Annotated in this window: 17 protein-coding genes; 4 read left to right on the top strand and 13 right to left on the bottom strand. The window is 74.5% G+C overall.

Annotation, left to right across the window (positions count from 1 at the left end; translation table 11 throughout):
• Positions 1-98 precede the first annotated feature (98 nt).
• Positions 99-965, bottom strand: coding sequence for a LysR family transcriptional regulator (locus ACZ4W9_RS14555; RefSeq protein WP_467935598.1), 867 nt, complete (start codon positions 963-965; stop codon positions 99-101).
• Between the two features lie 385 nt (positions 966-1350).
• Here ACZ4W9_RS14555 and ACZ4W9_RS14560 point away from each other — a divergent pair, with 385 nt between their 5' ends.
• Entirely contained in the window at positions 1351-2196 is an 846-nt protein-coding gene (locus tag ACZ4W9_RS14560; RefSeq protein WP_467935599.1) for an RNA polymerase sigma factor SigF, read from the top strand.
• 28 nt (positions 2197-2224) lie between these two features.
• Here ACZ4W9_RS14560 and ACZ4W9_RS14565 read toward each other — a convergent pair whose 3' ends face one another.
• The 3 genes from ACZ4W9_RS14565 to ACZ4W9_RS14575 all read right to left on the bottom strand — a co-directional run bounded on the left by ACZ4W9_RS14565 (position 2225) and on the right by ACZ4W9_RS14575 (position 5590).
• Positions 2225-2677 (bottom strand): response regulator, encoded by a 453-nt coding sequence (locus tag ACZ4W9_RS14565; protein ID WP_467935600.1) that lies wholly within the window; start codon positions 2675-2677, stop codon positions 2225-2227.
• Positions 2674-4245: a sensor histidine kinase gene (locus ACZ4W9_RS14570; protein WP_467935716.1), complete on the bottom strand. Its 1572-nt coding sequence runs from the start codon at positions 4243-4245 to the stop codon at positions 2674-2676. Before ACZ4W9_RS14570 ends, ACZ4W9_RS14565 begins: the two co-directional genes overlap by 4 nt.
• Positions 4246-4345: 100 nt before the next feature.
• Positions 4346-5590: a PP2C family protein-serine/threonine phosphatase gene (locus tag ACZ4W9_RS14575; RefSeq protein ID WP_467935602.1), complete on the bottom strand. Its 1245-nt coding sequence runs from the start codon at positions 5588-5590 to the stop codon at positions 4346-4348.
• Positions 5591-5902: 312 nt separating this feature from the next.
• Between ACZ4W9_RS14575 and ACZ4W9_RS14580 the strand changes: the two genes are divergently transcribed.
• Positions 5903-6406, top strand: a complete 504-nt coding sequence (locus ACZ4W9_RS14580; RefSeq protein WP_467935603.1) for a MarR family winged helix-turn-helix transcriptional regulator — start codon at positions 5903-5905, stop codon at positions 6404-6406.
• 23 nt (positions 6407-6429) lie between these two features.
• Here ACZ4W9_RS14580 and ACZ4W9_RS14585 read toward each other — a convergent pair whose 3' ends face one another.
• The 4 genes from ACZ4W9_RS14585 to ACZ4W9_RS14600 all read right to left on the bottom strand — a co-directional run bounded on the left by ACZ4W9_RS14585 (position 6430) and on the right by ACZ4W9_RS14600 (position 11462).
• Positions 6430-8166, bottom strand: coding sequence for a PP2C family protein-serine/threonine phosphatase (locus ACZ4W9_RS14585; RefSeq protein ID WP_467935604.1), 1737 nt, complete (start codon positions 8164-8166; stop codon positions 6430-6432).
• A gap of 40 nt (positions 8167-8206) precedes the next feature.
• Complete coding sequence (locus tag ACZ4W9_RS14590; protein ID WP_467935606.1) at positions 8207-8650, bottom strand: anti-sigma regulatory factor; 444 nt, start codon at positions 8648-8650, stop codon at positions 8207-8209.
• Positions 8651-9263: 613 nt separating this feature from the next.
• Entirely contained in the window at positions 9264-10160 is an 897-nt protein-coding gene (locus ACZ4W9_RS14595; protein ID WP_467935717.1) for an STAS domain-containing protein, read from the bottom strand.
• A gap of 129 nt (positions 10161-10289) precedes the next feature.
• On the bottom strand, positions 10290-11462 hold the full coding sequence (locus ACZ4W9_RS14600) for a PP2C family protein-serine/threonine phosphatase (protein ID WP_467935607.1): 1173 nt from the start codon (positions 11460-11462) through the stop codon (positions 10290-10292).
• Between the two features lie 202 nt (positions 11463-11664).
• Between ACZ4W9_RS14600 and ACZ4W9_RS14605 the strand changes: the two genes are divergently transcribed.
• Positions 11665-12099, top strand: a complete 435-nt coding sequence (locus ACZ4W9_RS14605; protein WP_467935719.1) for a MarR family transcriptional regulator — start codon at positions 11665-11667, stop codon at positions 12097-12099.
• A 435-nt stretch (positions 12100-12534) separates the two neighbouring features.
• Entirely contained in the window at positions 12535-13629 is a 1095-nt protein-coding gene (locus ACZ4W9_RS14610; RefSeq protein ID WP_467935608.1) for a winged helix DNA-binding domain-containing protein, read from the top strand.
• 27 nt (positions 13630-13656) lie between these two features.
• Here the strand turns inward: ACZ4W9_RS14610 and ACZ4W9_RS14615 are convergent, their stop codons facing one another.
• The 5 genes from ACZ4W9_RS14615 to ACZ4W9_RS14635 form a co-directional block, all read right to left on the bottom strand.
• The gene (locus tag ACZ4W9_RS14615; RefSeq protein ID WP_467935610.1) at positions 13657-14505 is read right to left on the bottom strand and encodes a zinc ribbon domain-containing protein; all 849 of its coding nucleotides are present in this window, start codon (positions 14503-14505) and stop codon (positions 13657-13659) included.
• A gap of 751 nt (positions 14506-15256) precedes the next feature.
• The gene (locus ACZ4W9_RS14620; protein WP_467935611.1) at positions 15257-15907 is read right to left on the bottom strand and encodes a phage tail protein; all 651 of its coding nucleotides are present in this window, start codon (positions 15905-15907) and stop codon (positions 15257-15259) included.
• Positions 15904-17865 carry a putative baseplate assembly protein gene (locus tag ACZ4W9_RS14625; protein ID WP_467935612.1) on the bottom strand — a complete coding sequence of 654 codons (1962 nt, stop codon included), beginning with the start codon at positions 17863-17865 and terminating at the stop codon, positions 15904-15906. The genes ACZ4W9_RS14620 and ACZ4W9_RS14625 overlap by 4 nt, the downstream gene beginning before the upstream one ends.
• Positions 17865-18287 carry a GPW/gp25 family protein gene (locus ACZ4W9_RS14630; protein ID WP_467935614.1) on the bottom strand — a complete coding sequence of 141 codons (423 nt, stop codon included), beginning with the start codon at positions 18285-18287 and terminating at the stop codon, positions 17865-17867. Before ACZ4W9_RS14630 ends, ACZ4W9_RS14625 begins: the two co-directional genes overlap by 1 nt.
• Complete coding sequence (locus tag ACZ4W9_RS14635; protein WP_318202307.1) at positions 18287-18595, bottom strand: PAAR domain-containing protein; 309 nt, start codon at positions 18593-18595, stop codon at positions 18287-18289. Before ACZ4W9_RS14635 ends, ACZ4W9_RS14630 begins: the two co-directional genes overlap by 1 nt.
• Positions 18596-18620: the final 25 nt, after the last annotated feature.

The raw sequence follows: 18620 nt of genomic DNA on the forward strand, positions 1-18620 counted from the left end.
CCGTGCCCGGACGGCCGTTCCCCCGGGCCTTCGCGGCGCGGGCCGCCGCCGGAGCGCACCACCGCCCGCCGCCGCTGGAGAAACGTCTCCGCAGCCGGTCAGGGCGGCCCGACCGGCGTACCGGCCAGGATCATCCGGGCCACCGCCCGCACGGCGTCCACGACGGACTCGCGCACGGCGGGCGAGAAGGCCAGGTAGACGGGGAGGGGTGAGGGGGCGGGGCCCAGGACACCGGGCGGCGTCGGGCGGATCCCGGGGTGCTTCTGGTGGGAGTTCTCGCACAGCGCCGTGCAGGCGAGACCGGCCTGGACGGAGGCCCGTACGGTGTGCGGGTCGGCGCACCAGGGGACGGAGTACCAGGCGACGCCGTTGCGGTCGAGCGTCTCGGCGATGTGCCGGCTCAGCGCGGAGCTGCCGCCGAGCAGGGCGATGGGCACCCCGCGCCCGGCCGTGGGCGGCGGGCTGCCGAACCAGTCGAGCCGCACCCGCCCCAGCATCTCCGAGCGGGGCGTCCTGGTGCCGAGCAGCAGGGCCGCGTCGATGTCGCCCTCGGCGACCCGGTCGGCGAGGGCGGCGCTGAGGTCGGTCACCATCGCGCACCGCAGGTGGGGCATCTCGGCGTCCAGCCGGGAGAACATCCGGCCCAGCCCGTCCGCGAAGTGGATCGAGCAGCCCATGCTCAGCGTCTCCTGGCTGCACAGGGCCGACACCCGGTCGAGCACGTCGCCGTTGAGCCTGATCACGTGCCGGGCGTGGTTCACCAGCTCCCGCCCGGCCGGCGTCAGCCGCAGCGGGCGCTTGGTGCGGTGGAACACCGGGGCCTGGACGATCGATTCGAGCCGCTGCACCTGCTGGCTGACGGTCGGCTGGGTGACGTGCAGCGACTGGGCGGCCCGGGCGAACCCGCCCTCCTCCACGACGGCCAGCAGGGTGCGCAGGAGCTTCACTTCTATGTCACGCTGCAAGGCTGGTCCACCCGTTCCGTTGAGACCGACCGTGGGGGCCGTCAGACCGACGGCCGAGGCCGGACGGGTGGGAGCACCGACCCGGACATACGTGGACGACGGAGCACGAAACCCCCCGAACCCCCGTGCTCCCGGACCGGGACAGGGCTCATTGTCACCCCTGTGGCCGGATCCATCCAATGAGGGGAAAAGGAAAGGAAAGTTAAACGAACAAGGGTGGGCTCCGTGAACGTGTCGTGGAGCCTGCGCGGTCGCCGTGTTCACCGCGGGTGTGCCGGGAAACGCGGACATCAAAAAAAGTGCGCATGATGGGTGACCGCCCGGGTAGGCGCCGCCCAGAGAGCCCGCTCGTCGGAGTGGGCGTGAACGGCAGGGAGGGCCTGGGATGACGACGGGACTCGTCGCTACGACGACCGACGCCGGCACGGAGCTGCCGGAGATCGCGGATCCGCAGAAGGTCGCGCCCCAGGACGCCCGGGAGCTGACCAAGACGTTCCTGGACCGGCTCGCCGTGCTGGAGGAAGGCACGCACGAGTACCAGTACGCGCGCAACACGCTCATCGAGATGAACATGTCCCTGGTGCGCTTCGCCGCGCGCCGGTTCCGCAACAGCGGCCAGGACATGGAGGACGTCGTCCAGGTCGGCACGATCGGTCTGATCAAGGCGATCGACCGGTTCGAGATCTCCCGTGACGTGCAGTTCACCAGCTTCGCGGTGCCGTACATCGTCGGCGAGATCAAGCGGTTCTTCCGGGACACCTCCTGGTCCGTGCACGTGCCGCGACGGCTCCAGGAGGCGCGCACCGAACTCGCCAAGGCGAGCGAGGAGCTGCGCAGCCGGCTGGGACGCGCGCCCCGGGTCTCGGAGCTGGCCGCCCTGATGAACCTCACGGAAGAGCAGGTCGTCGAGGTCCAGATAGCGGCGAACGGCTACACCTCCGCCTCCCTCGACGCCGCGATCACCGGCGACGCCGAGGAGGGCGAGGCGGCCCTCTCCGAGTTCATCGGCGAGGAGGACAGCGCCCTGGAACTGGTGGAGGACTTCCACGCCCTCGCCCCGCTCGTCGCGTCCCTGGACGAGCGTGAGCGGCGGATCCTGCACCTGCGGTTCGTCGAGGAGCGGACCCAGGCGGAGATCGGCCAGGAGCTGGGCGTCTCGCAGATGCACGTCTCCCGGCTCATCTCCCGCATCGTGGCGCGACTGCGCGCGGGGATGCTCGCCACCGGCTGACCCCGCCCCGCCCCGCGTCCTGCCCCGGCTACGACATGTTCGGCCGGGGCAGACGCACGACCGTCACGAAGAACTCGTCGATCTGCCGGACCGCCGCGATGAACTGGTCGAGGTCGACGGGCTTGGTGACGTAGGCGTTGGCGTGCAGCTTGTAGCTGCGCAGGATGTCCTCCTCGGCGGAGGACGTCGTCAGGACCACCACGGGGATGTGGGCGAGGTCCGGATCGGACTTGATGCGTTCGAGGACCTGCCGGCCGTCGTACTTGGGCAGGTTGAGGTCGAGCAGGATCAGGTCCGGGGTCGGGGCCCCGGCGTAGTCCCCGCGGCGGTAGAGGAAGTCGAGGGCCTCCTCGCCGTCGCGGACGACGTGCAGCGTGTTGCCGATCTTGTTGTCCTCGAACGCCTCCCGGGTCATCAGCTCGTCGCCGGGATCGTCCTCGACGAGGAGCACCTCGATGGGCTCTGTGGGGGGCGTGGTCATGCGGGTTGTCCTTCCGGGGTGGTGCGGGCGGGCGCCGTCGCGTCGGGTGACGCGGGGCGGCCGGCCGCGGTGGCGGGCAGCGTGAGGCTGAAGCGGGTGCCGCCGGTGTGGGCGGTGTCGATCCAGATCCTGCCGCCGTGGAACTCCACGATCTTCTTGCAGACGGCCAGGCCGATGCCCGTGCCGGTGTAGGCGTCCCGGCCGTGCAGGCGCTGGAAGATGACGAAGACCTTCTCGGCGAACTCCTCGGGGATGCCGATCCCGTTGTCCGTCACGCTCAGCCGCCAGGCCGCGCCGTCCTCGCCGGCGTCGGGATCGGGCTCGCAGGTGACGACGACGCGGGGCGCGCGCTCGGGGTGGCGGAACTTGATGGCGTTGCCGAGCAGGTTCTGCCACAGCATGACCAGCAGCGTCGGGTCGCCCGTCACCTCGGGCAGTTCGGCCGGGCGCTCGATCACCGCGCCGGACTCCTCCGCCGCCGCCGTGAGGTTGGCCACCGCCTTGTCCAGGGTCTTGTCCAGGGCCACGGGGACGTGGGCGTCGTTGACCCGGCCGACCCGGGAGAACGTCAGCAGGTCGTTGATCAGGATCTGCATGCGCTTGGCACCGTCCACGGCGAACGCGATGTACTGCGTGCCGCGTTCGTCGAGCTTGTCGCCGTACCGCTTCTCCAGCAGCTGGCAGAAGGAGGCGACCTTGCGCAGCGGTTCCTGGAGGTCGTGGGAGGCGACGTAGGCGAACTGCTCCAGCTCGGCGTTGGACCGGCGCAGCTCCACCGCCTGGGCGTCCAGGTCGGCGGCCTGGCGGGTGAGGTGGTCCTGCTGGACGCGGGAGGCGTCGAGCTCCGCCACCAGGCGCCGGCGCATCGCCTCGACGTCACCGGACACGGCCCGGATGTCGGCGGGCCCTTCGGGAACGATGCGGTGCTGGAAGTCGCCCTGGGCGACCCGGCGGGAGGCGGCGCGCAGTCCGGCCAGGGGCCGGGCGACCAGGGTGTGCACCAGGACGGCCAGGACCACTGCGGTGATCAGGAAGGCGGCGACCATGCCGCCGAGCACCCAGTTCCGTACGGTGCGGATGTGGGACAGCTCGCTGCGGCTGTGCTCCCGGGCCTCGGTCAGGTTGCGGTTCTGCGTGCCGAACAGCGCGCGGATGTGGTCGAAGGCGGCCTTGCCGCCTGCGGTGGTGGCCTTGTCGGCGGGCCGGGGAGCGCCCGGGGTGACGCCCGCGATCAGGCGATCGGCGTAGGTGCGGCGCCAGTCGGCCGCCGCGCGCTCGATGGTGTTCACGTCGTCGCGCAGGACCGGCCGGTCGCCGACGAGGGCGCGCAGCCGGGACGCGGCGTCGCGCTCGGCCTGCCGGCCCTCGGTGTACGGGACGAGGAACTGGCGGTCCGCGCCGAGTACGTAGCCGCGCACGCCGGTCTCCTGGTCCAGCAGGGCGTTCTGCAGGCGGAGCGCCTCGGCGCGGGCCGGCTGGATGTTCTCGGTCAGCCGGTCGGAGACGCGCGAGGTGCGGGCCAGCAGTTCCGTGCCGACCACCGAGCCGGCCACGACCAGGGTGATCATCACGGCGAGGGCCAGATGGAACCAGCCCTGCACGGTGAGCCGGCCGCGGTCGCGGGGGCCGGGCGATACGGGGGGCGTTGTCACCGTCACTCTTCCTCGTTCATTCGGGCTGCCGGTGCCACCGCAGGTGCAGCACCGCCACGTCGTCGGCGAGACCGCCGTGGTCCTCGGCCAGTGCCTCGGCACGGCCGATCAGTTCGTCCACGAACGCCTCCGGGGGCAGGGTCGCGATCGAGCGGGCCAGATCCAGCAGGCCCTGCTCGCCGAGGCGCTGGTGTCCGGGGCCGGTCCGTCCCTCGAACAGGCCGTCGGTGAAGAGGACGACTCCCGCGCCGGGCGGCAGGGCGAGTTCGGCGACGGGCCAGCGGGCCAGGCCGTCCGGCAGCACCCCGAGCGCGGGTCCCCCGGGCACCTCGACCCAGTCCACGCGGTCGCCGGAGCGCAGCAGCAGCCCGGGGTGGCCGGCCCGCGTCACCCGGGCCGAGCGGCCGTCCGGCGGCAGCTCCAGGCTGGTCAGCGTGGCGAAGATGTGGTCACTGGTGCGTTCCGCGACGAGGATCTCCTCCAGCGTGCTCAGGCGCCCGGCGCCGCCGGCACCGCTGACCACGAGCGTGCGCCAGGCGATGCGCAGTCCCACGCCGAGCGCCGCCTCGTCGGGGCCGTGCCCCGAGACGTCGCCGACGAGGACGTGGACGTGGCCGTCGGGGGTCTGGACGACGTCGTAGAAGTCGCCGCCCAGCAGCGCCTGTTCCCGGCCCGGCAGATAGCGGGCGACGATGTCCAGGCCCGACGCGTCGCGGAGCAGCGGGGTGGGCAGCAGGCCGCGTTCCAGCCGCCGGTTCTCCTCGGCCCGCAGCTGGCCCGCCTGGAGGGCCGCGGCCGCCTGCTCGGCCAGCTTGCGCTGGATGGCGTACCGGACCGCGCGGGCGAACAGTTCCGCGTCGACGCGCCCCTTGACCAGGTAGTCCTGCGCGCCCGCGGCGACCGCGGCCAGCCCGGTGCGTTCCTCGGCGAGGCCCGTGAGCACCACGACCGCCACGTCCGCGTACCGCCGCACCCGGGCCACGCCCTCCAGGCCGTGGGAGTCGGGCAGGTGCAGGTCCAGCAGGACGCAGTCCGGCGCCTCCGCCGCCAGCGCGGCGCCCGCCTCGGCCAGGGAACGGACCCAGGTCAGCCGCATCCCCGGGGAACAGTCGGCGACCAGTTCCTCCACGAGGAGGGCGTCCGCCTCGTCGTCCTCGATCAGGAGCACCGACGGCTCGTGCCAGGCCCAGGCCGCGTCCGCGGCGGTGGCGGCGTCGCGGGGAACGGGTACGCCGGCAAGCCCATGCTGTGTTGGGAGCATCGGTTCCTGCTTCCCCTCCAACGCCTTGGCCGAGCCTCTCGGAGCTGCTTATTGCCATGCGGCAATGAATGAAGCGTACTTGCCGCGATCCGTTCGGTCTCAGGCGGATGTGATCAGACGGCAGCGGAGGGCTGATTTCGGCCATGTGGCGGAAATACGGACACCGGCACCGGCCGGGGCGGACGCCCCGGGGCGAGCGGGAAGTCCCTACGATGGCCCGGCCGGTGGTGGTTGTGCGACGGCTCGTCGGGTACCGCGTTTGAATGAGGGTGGTATCGGTTTGGGCAGGCAATTACTGAAAGTGATGCATTCGTGACTCGCCTCAGCGGCTCGGGGGACGACCGGCCGAACGGACCGGGTGGCGATCCCCCGTCCGTCGCGCGGGAGATCGCCGATGCCGTGGACGGTCTGGCGAATCTGTGGTCGGTGGCCGCCCAGGGCGCGAGTCTCAGGCTGTCGCCGCATCAGTTGCGGGCGCTGCGCATCCTGGAGGCCGAGCCGGGGCTCAATCTCACGGCGCTGGCCGAGGGCATGGAGATAGGCCCGCCTACCGCCAGCCGGCTGTGCGACCGGCTGGAGGCGGCGGGTCTGCTGGAGCGGCTGCTGCACCCGCACAAGCGGCGGGAGGTGCAGCTGGTTCTCACCGGGCGCGGCCGGCAGGTGCTGGACGAGGTGGCCGCGCTCAGGTCCCAGGCGCTCGCCGCGGTGCTGGCCGGCATGCGGCCCGCCGAGCGGGAGGCGCTGAGCCGGGGCATGCGGGCCTTCCTGACGGCCCGGGACGCCACCGGCCGGCAGCCCGGCGCACCGCGCTCCTGACCGGGGCGGCCCCTGCCGCACGGTCACGCCACGGTGTGGCACAGCAGCAGGCAGACGTCGTCATCGCGGGCGCAGTCGTGCAGGAGGGGTTTGAGGAGGGCGTCGGCGGCGGCCTCCGGGTCCTGCTCCAGCTCCGGGGCGCTCAGCGTGGCCAGGGTCCGGCCGAGGCGCTCGATGCCCGGGTCGATGCCCAGCGCCCGGCGTTCGACCAGGCCGTCGGTGTACAGCACCAGGGACGAGCCGGCCGGCAGGCCGGCCCGGTGGTCCGTGTGGACGTACGGCGCCGGCATCCCCAGCATCACGCCCGGTCTGGCGTCCAGCACCCGTACGGCGCCGTCGGCCCCGCGGACGACGGCGGGCGGATGACCGGCCGACGCCCAGACCACCTCCGGTTCGCCGGGGCGGAAGCGGGCGATCAACGCGGTGGCGTACAGCTCGGGTTCCAGGTGCCGGAGCATGCGGTGCAGACGCGTGAGGATCTCCGCGGGGCTGTCGGTCTCGACGGCGTAGGCGCGCAGGGCGGTGCGCAGCCGGCCCATGACGACGGCGGCGTGCAGGCCGTGCCCGGTGACGTCCCCTATGACGGCGAGCACGGCGCCGTCGGGCTGGAGGAAGGCGTCGTACCAGTCGCCGCCGATGTTCAGGCCCCGGGTGGCGGGCAGGTACCGCGCGGCCAGCAGCAGTCCGGGCGGTGCGGGCAGCTCGGTCAGCTGGGCGCGTTGCAGGGTCTCGGCGGTGTCGCGGTGCCGTTCGTAGCGGCGGGCGTTGTCCAGGGCGATGGCGGCGCGGCGGGCCAGCTCGACCAGCATCACCGAGGTGTCCGGATCGAAGCGGGGGCCCTGCGCGGTGAGCGTGAGGACGCCCAGCGGGCGGCGGGCCGTCAGCGGGATGGCCAGCCGCGGGCGGCGCGGGGGCGGGGCGGAGGGCGGCAGGTCGTCCACGCCGGGCAGCAGGCCGGGGTGTGCGGCGGCGTGCACGGGACGGCCGGTGCGGGCGGCGGCCACCGTGACGGCGGAGCGTTCCGGGACGCCGCCGCGGAGCGCGTCGTCGTCCCCGGTGAACAGCGGGACCTCGTCCTCGTCGAAGAGCCAGACGTCGAGGTGTCCGGCGTACCGCGGCACCAGGAGTCCCGACAGACGGCGCAGCACGGCCGAGGGGCTGAGGGACGAGGTGACGGCGGCGCTGGCGTCACCGAGGAAGGACAGCAGGCGCCGGGCCCGCTCGGTCTCGGCACGTGCGGCCCGCTCGGCGTCCAGCAGACCGCGCTGCGCGTGGGCGGCGGCCTCCAGTTCGGAGTGCAGGGCCAGCACGCCCTGGTCGGTCCGGTGCAGTTCCTCCCGGTGCAGCCGGACGAGGCGCTCCTGCTCGTCGAGGCGGCGCAGCACGGCGGCGGTGTCCTCGTCGGCGCGCAGCAGGGCCTCGGCGAGCGGCGGTCCGGCGGACGGGGTCTCCCCGGCGGGCGCGTGGGGCAGGGGACAGCTGAGGTCGGGTTCGTCGCCCGGGTCCGGCGCGGACGAGCCGGCCGGCCGCAACGACACGTCGAGCCGGGCGTCGTGCCCGGCGGTGGCCCGCCGGACGCGGAGCAGCAGTTCCCATCCGCCGCCCGTGCCGAGGCAGCTGCGCAGCCGTGCCGTCAGCGAGCTGAGGAAGCGGGCCCGTTCCAGCGCCGGCGCCGCCCTGGCGGCGTGCGCGGCGGCGGCCCGGGCCAGGGCCGCGTCGGTGACCGACGCGATGGTCCACAGGGCAGGGGTTCCCGTCATGGTGGTCCGTCCGGTGGGTCGGGGATGCCCCGGGCCGCGCTCATGGCGTACCCGTGCGGGGTGAGGGGAGGCCGGAGACCCAGTCGGTGATGGTGACGGTGGTGCCCCGGCCGGGGCTGCTGTCCAGGGCGAATTCCTGGACGAGCCGCCGGGCGCCGCTCAGGCCCAGCCCGGGGCCGTCGCCCGAGGTGTAGCCGTCGGTCATCGCCAGGCCGACATCGCCGATGCCGGGACCGGCGTCGACGAAGGACAGCCGCAGCCCGCGCCGGGTGCCCTCGTCGAGCCGGGTGATCTCCAGGTGCCCGCCACCGCCGTGGACGAGGGTGTTCCGGGCCAGTTCGCTGACGGCGGTCACCAGCTTGGTCTGCTGCACCAGACGGAATCCGAGGTCGGTCGCGACCTGGCGCACGTGCCGGCGCACCTGGGCCAGGTCCGCGTCCGAGCCGATGGGCAGGCAGGTGGTCGAGGCGGGTGGGGCATGCATCACGCACCCTCTTCCGGGTGGGCGGACGGGGTCGCCGTAAGGCCACGGTCCGGCAGGGCCCCCGCCCGTCCGGCGTCCGGGCCGGCACGGGCGAGCCCCGGACCGGACGGGACGGGGACCACGGCGGGACGTAACCGGACCGGCCCGGCAGGGGCGGCCGGGAACCGCGCGTACGGGGCGACCCCGGCCGGCAAGCACGCGCGCACGGCGGTCCCGGTGCGGAAGGCACGGCCGTTCGGCAGGCACCCGCCCCCGACGGCCTTGACCCGGACACCACGCACGACCGGCGGACGCGCACCCGCGACGGCCCCGGCACCGCGGACGACCGGCGGCCACCCGCTCCCCACGGTCCCGGCCCGGCCGGCACGGACGGCCGGCGGACGCGCGCACGCGAGGGCCCCGGCCGTGAGACGGCCGGGGCGGGAGCCGGCGGCCTCCGCGCGGGGGATGCCGGTCGGCGGCCCGGCGGCCGGCTCGGGGGTGGCGGGGCGGGTGGTGGGGGGCGGGAGTTGTCCGGCCGTCCCGTCGTACGGTGCGGACCGCAGGGGGGTTCCCGGCACCGGTGCGGGCACCGGCACCCGCACCGGGCCCCGCGGGGCGGCGGAGCGGCCCGTCACCGCGGGTCCGCCCCCGCGACCGGACCCGGGGAGACAACGATTCCCTGGCGGGCGAGCGCGTACGCCAGCGCGTCGGCGAGGCCGACCCGCGTGGTGATCGCGCCGAGGTCGATGCCGAGGTGGACGATGGTCTGCGCGATGGCGGGACGGATCCCGGAGACGACGCACTCCGCGCCCATCAGACGGGCGGCGGCGACCGTCCGCATCAGATGCTGGGCCACCAGCGTGTCGACGGCCGGCACACCGGTGATGTCGAGGATGGCGTACCGGGCCCGCTCCGCCACGATCGCCTCCAGCAGACTCTCCGTCACGACCTGGCTGCGGGCGCTGTCCAGCGTGCCGATCAGCGGTACGGCGACGACGCCCTCCCACAGCTTGACGACCGGGGTGGCCACCTCCAGCAACTGCTCTCGCTGCCGGGCTATCAGCTCCTGACCGGCGCTGACGGTGGTCTCCATGACCACCAGCCGGAGGGTGCCCATCAGGACCGTCAGCGCGAGCACACCCGCGTACGCCCGCTCGTCGGCGGGGTCCTCGAACTCGGCCAGCAGCAACGCGGCGGCCGGCTCCCGCAGATCGGCGACCTCCCCGGCGACCTGGGACGGGTTGAACCCCGCCTGCGCGCGGACGGCGGCCATACGGCCGAGCTGTTCCCTGACGGCGCCGAAGCCGGGAGCGCCGGCGTCCTCCAGCCGTCCGGTGCGGGCCACCTCCGCCAGGGCGCCGACCACGGCCTTGCACGCCTCGACCGCCTCGTCGCGGGATACGGTGAAGACCGTACGGAACAGCGCGGAGTCCGCCCAGCGCTGCGCGATCTGCTCCCGGCGCCGCTCCATGAACGCGCCCAGCCATTCGGCCGCTTCGAGCGTCGAGTCGTGCTCCGGCACCTGCATCGTCTCCCTGCTGTGCGGTTCGGCCGGCCTGATGGCGGCCCATAGGACAATCATTGCCAGATGGCAAGCAACAACGCGAGGGCGTGAGCCGGCCAACACGCGATCGTCACAATCGGGCGGTCCCGCCGCTCACCCGGCGGCGGGCCTCCCGCGCCAGTCCAGGCACAGGACCAGCGCGTCGTCGTCGGCCGCCGGCTTACCGCGGTGACCGGTCAGCTCCCGCAGGATCGCGCGCGGCACGTCGGCGGCGGGCAGCAGCCGGGTGGACTGGATCGCCCGGGCCAGGGCCGCGTCCCCGTACGTCTCGCCCTTCGGGGAGGCCACCGCGTGCACCCCGTCGCTGACGAAGACCAGGCGGTCGCCGGGCTCGACCCGGAACTCCTGGGCGACGTAGTCGGTCTCCTCGAACATGCCGAGCGGGAGCTGGGCCTCGAAGTTGACGTGCTCCACGCAGCCGTCCCGCAGCCGCAGCAGCCGGGGGGAGCCCGCGTCCACGACCGCGGCCCGGCCGGTGGCCAGGTCGAAGTCGAACATCAGGACCGACAGATAGCAGCGGCCCCGGTAGTGGGCGTAGACGGCCTGGTCCGCGAGGGCCGCCTGGTCGGCGATGGAGATGCCGGCGCGCCGGGCGTTGCGCAGCGCGTTGATGGCCAGGTTCGTCAGCAGCGACGCCTCTATGCCCTCGCCCATGCCGTTGGTGACGTACAGCATGAGGTGGTCGGCGGTGGCGGACCAGTCGAAGTTGTCGCCGAAGATGGCGTACGCCGGTTCCAGTTGTGCCCCCAGCTCGTACTCCGGGCGGGAGGAGGAGCGGCCGGGCAGCAGCTGCCACTGCATCTCGGCGGCCAGGGTGAGCCGGTCCTTGCGGCGCGCCTGGAGGTACAGGTCGGTGTCGCGTTCGGCCACGATCACCTCGTGCCCCAGCACGTCGGCGATCTCGGCCAGTTCTGTTTCCCAGCGGCGTACGGCGTCGCCCCCGGACAGGGTCACGCTCAGCACGCCGAGCCGGTCGCCGCGCACACTGACCGGGAGGTGCAGGCGGACCCGTCCGTCCCGGCCGTCCTCGCAGTACGGCCGCTGCGAGCCGAAGGCGCGGCCGGCCGGGCTGTTGTGCACCGGGAGGGGCTCCAGGGTGTGCGGCAGGACCGACACCGGTTGCAGGACGCTCAGACCGTAGTCGGCCATGTACAGCTCGATGTCCTCCGCACCGTACTGCTCCATCAGTACGGCACGGGTGACGTCGAGCAACGCGTCGGGAGCCGCTGCGCGCAGTGCGCGTTCAGCGGCCACGAATCTGTTCATAAGGGAAGAATCACCTATCCTTTGCCGGACTGCGTACATGCCTCGTCCACGAGGGCCGGTCTGCCGGGCGAGCCGCGTCGGCCCCCTTGGGCCGCCTGAGGCCGGAGCGCGTGCCTAGTACGCTGACAGGCGCCCCAGTGCCTGCGAGAGTGTGACCGTGACTGCCTTCCGCCGCCGCCCAGAGCCCGACGAGGTCGCGCGTGTGACCACCACGGCCGTCGAGCTGCTGGAAGTCGTGTGGGGTCGCGCTTCGACGGCGCCCACCTCCGCGTCCCAACTGCGTGTGCTGCACATCCTGGAGCACCACGACGGCATCAACCTGCGCACGCTCGCCGAGTCGCTGGCGTCCACCCCGCCGTCCACCAGCAGGCTGTGCGACCGGCTGCAGGCCGCCGGGTTCATCGAGCGGGTGGCGAGCCCGGAGGACCGGCGGGAGGTGCGGCTGCACCTCAGCGGCCGGGGCCGCGCCTTCCTCGCCGACCTGCGGGCGCGCAGGGAGCGGGAGTTGAGCAAGGTGCTGGCGGATATGCCGGCCGCCAAGCGGATCGCGCTGCTGGAGGGGCTGGAAGCGTTCTGCGCCACCGCGGCGACGCAGATACTCGACGACGCCTCGGGTTCCGGCAGCCAGACCGCCTGAGCCACCGTTCGCGGCACCGGTACCACCGTTGCCTCTCGGCGATGGTGGCCGGCACACGGAGCGACCTCCGTCCACCGGAGCATTCCAGGTCCTTCCCCGTGCACGTCCGACACGGTTACTTTGTTGCCTCGCGGCTATTGTTGTCAAACAGCAACAGTACGTCGGACGACTGCCGCCGGGGTTCGGATACCCCGTGGCGGGCCGTTTCGCCGGGGGTTGTGCGCCATGTCTCCGAAGGAGGGGAATGACGCATGTCCGGGGCCGATGCGGGAATCAGCGCTGCCCGCGGGAGGGCCCGGGCGCGGTGGAGCGCGTCTGCCGGTCCATGAGGTCCGCCGGCCGGTAGAGGACACGCCCTGTCCTCTATCCCCGCGACGGTGAGGGCGTCCTCCGAAGCGAGCCACCCCACGTACGGACCACCAGCCCGGGAGTGCCATGACCGTGCTCGACCACCGCGCCCTCAACCGTGCCACCCTCGCCCGGCAGCACCTGCTCGCGCGCGCCGACACCTCCGTGTCCGAGATGGTGGCCCATCTGTGCGGGCTCCAGGCGCAGGAGCCGCAGGAGCCGTTCACCGGGCTGTGGTCCCGGCTGGCCGGTTTCACGCCCGGGCTGCTGGACGAGGCGCTGACCGGCCGTGCCGTGGTGCGCACCCATCTGATGCGCCGCACCGTCCACCTCGTCACCGCCGACGACGCGCTCGCCTGGCGTGCCCGCCACGACGCGATGCTGCGGCAGCGTGCGCTGGGCGCCTACCGCCGCGAGCTGGCCGGTGTCGACCTGGACGAACTGGCCGCCGCGGACCGTGCGGTCATGGCCGACCAGCGGCCGCGCACCATGAGCGAGCTGGTGCGGGCCGTCGAGGACCGCTGGCCCGGGCGACCGCGCCGGGCCCTCGGCGAGCTGCTGGTCGCCGCCCTCGTCCCGATGGTCCAGCTTCCGCCGCGTGGCCTGTGGCGGCGGTCCGCCGGCGTGCGCAACCTGCCGTTGGCCGCCTGGCTGGGCCGGGACGTCGACCCGCTGCCCACCGGGGACGGCGATCCCGTCGGGCAGCGGCTGGTGCGCCGCTACCTCGCCGCGTACGGTCCCGCCGCGACGGCGGACCTGCGCGCCTGGTGCGGCCTCGCCGGCCTGCCCGCCGCGGTCGGGGCCGTCCGCGAGGAACTCGTCGCCTTCCGCGACGAACGCGGTCGCGAACTGCTCGACCTGCCCGACGCGCCGCGCCCCGACCCCGGCACCCCGGCGCCGGTGCGGTTCCTGCCGGCCTTCGACAACGCGATCCTCGGCTACCACGACCGCGGCCGCGTCATCGACGCCCCTCACCTCGGCCTGTCCGTCGCGGGCCACCGCATGGTCCTCGTCGACGGACGCGTCACCGCCACCTGGACCGTGCGCGACCACCGCCTCCGCGTCAGCCCCCTGCGCCCCCTCACCGCCCCGGAACGGGAGGCCGTCCACGCCGAGGCCCGGGAACTGGCCGCGTTCTGGGACGAGGGCATCGAGGGGATCCACCTGGACCCCGTGCGGTGACGCCGGCCGCCGCACGGGGCCGTCCGCTCAGCTCCGGGCGAAGAACTCCACCTCCGCCAGGGCCAGGTGGCGGCCCCCGGTCAGGCCCGTCGGGGAGTTCAGGGACAGGCGGACCGTGGTGACGTCGCTGAAGGCGGTGGGGATCGTCTGGGGGCCCGGTTTGTCGCCGAGGGCGAGTTGCCTGTGGTGCCGCTCACCGTCCCGCGTCGTCACCTCCAGGTCGATCCGCAGCGCCCGGCCCTCCTTGGCGTAGTCCTCCGGGGACTTGGACGCGCCGTTCGTGATGATCAGGTCCACCAGGCGGAACGGCTGCTGGAAGGTGTACGTCACCGACGCGCCCGCGGCGGGCGCGCCCCAGTAGTGGTTGCTCACCCCGTCCGTGGTGTTCCTCGCCGGGTGCCCGGGCACCTCCGCGCTCGCCCGGACGCTCACCGGGGTCACCGGCTTGGTCTTGCTCAGCTTGTCCCGGGTGTCCTCGAACAGGGCGCGTCCGGCCGGCAGCAGGAACAGGCCGGCCGCGCACAGCGCCACCAGCACCGCCAGGATCACCAGGAACCGCACGCCCCGGCCGGAACTCGCCCGCACCCGGCGGCGCAGCGGCCACACGGTCCGCCACCACGGCAGCGGGGCCGGCTTCGCCTGCGGTGTCAGCGCGGCCGCGCAGCGCCGGCAGAAACGGCGGCCCGGCGGGTTGGGCGTGCCGCACGCCGGGCAGGGCGTCCCCGCCACCTCGTCCGGCGCCTCCACGGGCCGTACGACCGGACGCGGGGCCACCGGCTTGCCCGGGCGCACGGGCAGCACCGCGTCCGGCGCCGGGGTGTCCGGGGCGGAGGCGGCCGGGGGGCGGGGGCCCGGGGTGTCCCGGGGCGCCGGCACGCGGGGGGTGACGGGGGGCCGGGGTGCCGCCGGGGGCCGGGGTGGTGCCGGGGGTGCGGTGGGCGCCGTTCGTTCGGTGCGGCGGGGGTGCTCGGCGGACGCGGGCGTCGCACGGCTCCCGGTGGAACCGGCTTCGGCGGACGCGGGCGTCGAACGGCTCGCGGTGGAACCGGGTTCGGCGGGCGCGGGCGTCGCACGGCTCCCGGTGGTACGGGGTCCGGTGGGCGCGGGCGTCGCACGGCTCCCGGTCGTGCGGGCGGTCGCGGACGGATCGGTGGACGCGGTCGCCGGGCGGGGCGCGCTCGTCGGGCCCTCGGCGGGCGGGGGCGCCGGAGCGGGTGTGGCGGCCGGGGGCTCGGGGCCGGCCTCGGCCGGGGGTGTGCCCGTGCGCCCGGTCCGGGCGGGGGCGGCGGGGGTGTCGTCCGCCGCGCGGCTCCCGGCCGGCCCCGGTCGCTCCTCCCCCGTCTCGCCACGGGTCCGGGACGTCAGGCGGGAGCGCAGCGACGAGGCGCGGGGCGGCGGTGCGGTCCGCGTCGGCTCGTCCGCCGGGGCGGGGTCCGGCGCGGGGGCGGGCGTGGGGTCCGGTGCGGCCGGGGGTTCCGGGGGTTCCGGCGACGGCGTGGGAGTGGGCTCCGGGGGCCGGCTCGTCGCCGGTCCCGAGTCCGACCAGCCCAGGTACGCGCCGCAGTTGCCGCAGAAGTCGTCCGTGGGGCCGTTGGACGCCCCGCACGAGGGACACGCGCGCATGGCGTCACCTCCCTTCGTCGGTGGGCGGGCCGGGCAGGATCTCCACCCGGCAGACGATGTGCACCGGGCACATGACCCGGACGATCTCGCGGACCCGCTCCGGATCCACCGGCGGCCGGCCCGGCCCGTCGTCGCCGGCCTCGTACGGATGCGACGCCGTCCCCCGAGCCCCGGAGGGGTCCGTGCGCCGGTCGCCGGCCGGTCCGTCGGCCGGCCACACCCGTACCAGCGGGCCCTCGGGGGACCGCGCGGGCAGATCCGTGCCCGGGGTCGCCGACCACGTCGCCGCGCCGGCCCCGGTGACCTCCGCGTGGACGCCCAGGGCGAGGCGCAGCGCCTCGGTCAGACCCCTGGCCGTGCCGCGCCGGCGGTGGAGTTCCACGGCACGGGTGACGGCCTCGCGGCGCCGGTCCACGGGCCACTGGGGGTCGTCGGTGGCGCCCACCCAGGACGCCAGCCAGGTGAGGAAGTCGGCGGGGGCCAGCCGGGGGTCGAGGTAGGCGGGGAGGGTGTCCAGGGTCAGGAAGACCGGGGCGAGGACGGTGTCCAGGCCGGCGGTGAAGCGCTGGGCGAAGTCGTCGTCGGCGTACAGGGCCGGCAGCTGTTCGCCGATCGGATGGCGGCTCGGCAGGCCGGGGACGGCGGCGCGGCTCACCGCCGTCCCTCCGGGTCCACGGCCGTGACGACCACCTGGTGCTGGTAGGAGAAGACCAGCGCGCCCTGGACCAGGTCGATGCGGTCCGTCGGGGCGCCGCGCCGGCCGGTGATCGGGTCGGCCGGGAAGAGCCGGATCTCCTCCACCAGCGCGTTGCCGGTGGCGCGTTGCAGCACGCCGAACAGCTCGCCGTACTGCACCGGCCGGCCGAACGGCCAGCCGGTGCCGTCGACGCCGCCGTGCAGCGGGTTGAGGTGGCGGTACAGCGCGGCGAGCGCCGCGTCGCGCACCCGGTCGGTGTCGCCCGGTGCCGCGGCGAGCCTGGCCACCACGGTGACGCCCTGGTAGACCGGCGGCTCCACCACCAGCCGGGTGCCGATCAGACGCCGCTCGTCGAGGGACGCGGTGATCGCCTGGAGCACCTGGTCGGAGGGGATGAGCTGCTCGAAGCGGAGCCGGTCGTCACCCTCGTCGGCCACCGCGTCCGGCACCACCAGGACCCGTACCGCGCCCGCGTCCTCGGCGGCGGGCAGACAGCGCACCCGGCGCACCGAGGGCGCGGCCTGGCGGCTGATGATCTCGTAGTCCTCGGCGGTCACCGCGCGCTCCTGCATGCGCAGGGCCTGCGGGGCGCGCAGCTTGGCGTTCTCGACGGTCTCCCCGGCGACACCGCCGCGCGCCGCCTCCCGGTTGACGACCCGGGCGACGTACGGCACGGAGCTGCGCAGCACGGAGATCGCGCCCCGGGCGACGTTGCCGGCCGGGCCGCCGCCGGTGCGGTAGCGGGCCACCCGGATCCGGGCGCCCTTCGGCGGTACGGCGCCGCACTGCCGCAGCGTGCCGTCCGGTTCGCGCAGCGCCGGCGGGAAGGCGAACTCGCCGGTGGTGGCGTCGACCGTGACGTGCCGTCCGGCGGGGCCGGAGCGGCCGAAGTGCTCGACCAGGTCCCATTGCTGCCAGCCCTCGGCCGTGGACACCTCCACCACCGGGGGCTCGCGGTCGAGGAGGACCGGCGGGCGGCCGAGCCGGAACGTCTGCCCGGGCACCCCCTCCGAGGTGCCGAGCGGGACGTCGGTGACGGTCTCGGCGTGCTCGACGGTCATGGTGCCGCCCACGGTGAACACCGCCGCCTCGCGCACGGTCGGGGACTCCGAGTAGAACGGCTGGCCCGGCTCGGGCTCGGTGACCCGGCAGCGCAGCCAGCCGGCCCGGGTGCCGCCGATCACCGACGCCGTGTGCCCGGCCGGGACGTACACCGTGACCTCGCCGGGCCGGTTCAGTCCGCCGGTGGTGTCGGTGCCGGTCTCGCACACCCGCCAGCCGCCGCCGTCCCACGCCTCCCACACCAGCGGGGGCTGGCGCGGGTCGACGCCGACGCCCTCCACCCGGCTGTCCAGGCGCACGGCGACGATGCACCGCGGCACCGCCGTCGGCAGGCCGAACAGCAGGGCGTCGCCCGGCTCGGGCGCGGACTGGAAGCAGGGGATGTCCCGGCCCTCGGAGAGCGTCCCGGTCCGGTCGGTCTGCTCACCGGTGCGGTGCGCGGTCACCAGGCGCGTCAGCTCGCTGGGCAGGATGTCCAGGTGGTCGGTGGTGGTGAACACCACGGCCTCGTCGCTCTCGCCGCGCGCGCTGGTCACCTCGGTGCCGGCGGGCAGCGCGACCGTGTCGGGCTGCGGCGCCGACAGCCAGAAGTCGACGTCGGCCACGGCCGCGGCCGGCGGGAACAGGCGGATGCCGAGCAGGTCGAGGAAGGCGGTGTAGTTCTTGTCCGGGACCCGGTTCAGCCGGTACAGCAGCTGGTCCACGAGGTAGGCGAACGTCTCGATCAGGGTGACGCCCGGGTCGGAGACGTTGTGGTCGGTCCACTCCGGGGCGCGCTGCTGCACGTACCGCTTCGCCTCGTCGACGAGTTGCTGGAACCGCCGGTCGTCCAGGTTCGGGGAGGGCAGTGCCATCAGTTCCCGCCCCCGTCCTCGGCCCCCTCCTCGGAGGGGATCGTGTAGAAGGGGAAGACCAGGTTGCGCCGGTCGTTGGTGGAGCGCACCGTGTAGTGCACGTCGATGTAGAGGGTGCCGTCCTCGACGGCGTCGAAGGCGACGACCACGTCCTCCACCGCGATGCGCGGCTCCCACCGTTCCAGGGCCTCGCGCACCTGCTGCGCGATGCGTCCGGCGGTGGCGCCGTCGCCGGGGGCGAAGACGTAGTCGTGGATGCCGCAGCCGAACTCGGGGCGCATGGGGCGCTCGCCGGGCGCGGTGCCGAGCACCAGGCGGATCGCCTCCTCGATCTCCCGCTCCCGTTCGACCAGGGCGATGCCGCCGGTGGGGCCGACCCGCAGCGGGAACGCCCAGCCGCGGCCGATGAACCGCTCGCTCATCACAGGCCCCCGATCAGGACGTTGGGGGCGCCGGTCACGACCATGGCGCCGCAGGCGATCTTGTCGCGCGCCCGCGCGGCCGGCAGCCCGCCGATGAGGACGGTGGCCGCGAGCGGGTTGGGCAGGATCACGTTGGCCGGGCCCATGAGCGCGTGCGGCGGCATCGGGCAGGTGTGCAGGCTGCCGACGACGGCGGCGGGCCGGCCGCCGATCAGCACACGGGCCACGGCCGCGGCGGCGCCGGGCGGCGGGGTGGCGATCACCCCGCCGTGACTGGTGGGGTCACCGGTACGGGCTGCGGCCGGCATCTGTCGCTCCTAGGGAACTCGGGGA

It is taken from the genome of Streptomyces sp. NPDC029296 (genome assembly GCF_055569255.1).

Coding starts and splice junctions, on each gene's coding strand:
- ACZ4W9_RS14560 (WP_467935599.1), top strand. CDS start 1,351: ATGACGACGGGACTCGTCGCTACGACGACCGACGCCGGCACGGAGCTG.
- ACZ4W9_RS14565 (WP_467935600.1), bottom strand. CDS start 2,677: ATGACCACGCCCCCCACAGAGCCCATCGAGGTGCTCCTCGTCGAGGAC.
- ACZ4W9_RS14570 (WP_467935716.1), bottom strand. CDS start 4,245: ATGATCACCCTGGTCGTGGCCGGCTCGGTGGTCGGCACGGAACTGCTG.
- ACZ4W9_RS14575 (WP_467935602.1), bottom strand. CDS start 5,590: ATGCTCCCAACACAGCATGGGCTTGCCGGCGTACCCGTTCCCCGCGAC.
- ACZ4W9_RS14585 (WP_467935604.1), bottom strand. CDS start 8,166: ATGACGGGAACCCCTGCCCTGTGGACCATCGCGTCGGTCACCGACGCG.
- ACZ4W9_RS14590 (WP_467935606.1), bottom strand. CDS start 8,650: ATGCATGCCCCACCCGCCTCGACCACCTGCCTGCCCATCGGCTCGGAC.
- ACZ4W9_RS14595 (WP_467935717.1), bottom strand. CDS start 10,160: ATGCAGGTGCCGGAGCACGACTCGACGCTCGAAGCGGCCGAATGGCTG.
- ACZ4W9_RS14600 (WP_467935607.1), bottom strand. CDS start 11,462: ATGAACAGATTCGTGGCCGCTGAACGCGCACTGCGCGCAGCGGCTCCC.
- ACZ4W9_RS14610 (WP_467935608.1), top strand. CDS start 12,535: ATGACCGTGCTCGACCACCGCGCCCTCAACCGTGCCACCCTCGCCCGG.
- ACZ4W9_RS14625 (WP_467935612.1), bottom strand. CDS start 17,865: ATGGCACTGCCCTCCCCGAACCTGGACGACCGGCGGTTCCAGCAACTC.
- ACZ4W9_RS14630 (WP_467935614.1), bottom strand. CDS start 18,287: ATGAGCGAGCGGTTCATCGGCCGCGGCTGGGCGTTCCCGCTGCGGGTC.
- ACZ4W9_RS14635 (WP_318202307.1), bottom strand. CDS start 18,595: ATGCCGGCCGCAGCCCGTACCGGTGACCCCACCAGTCACGGCGGGGTG.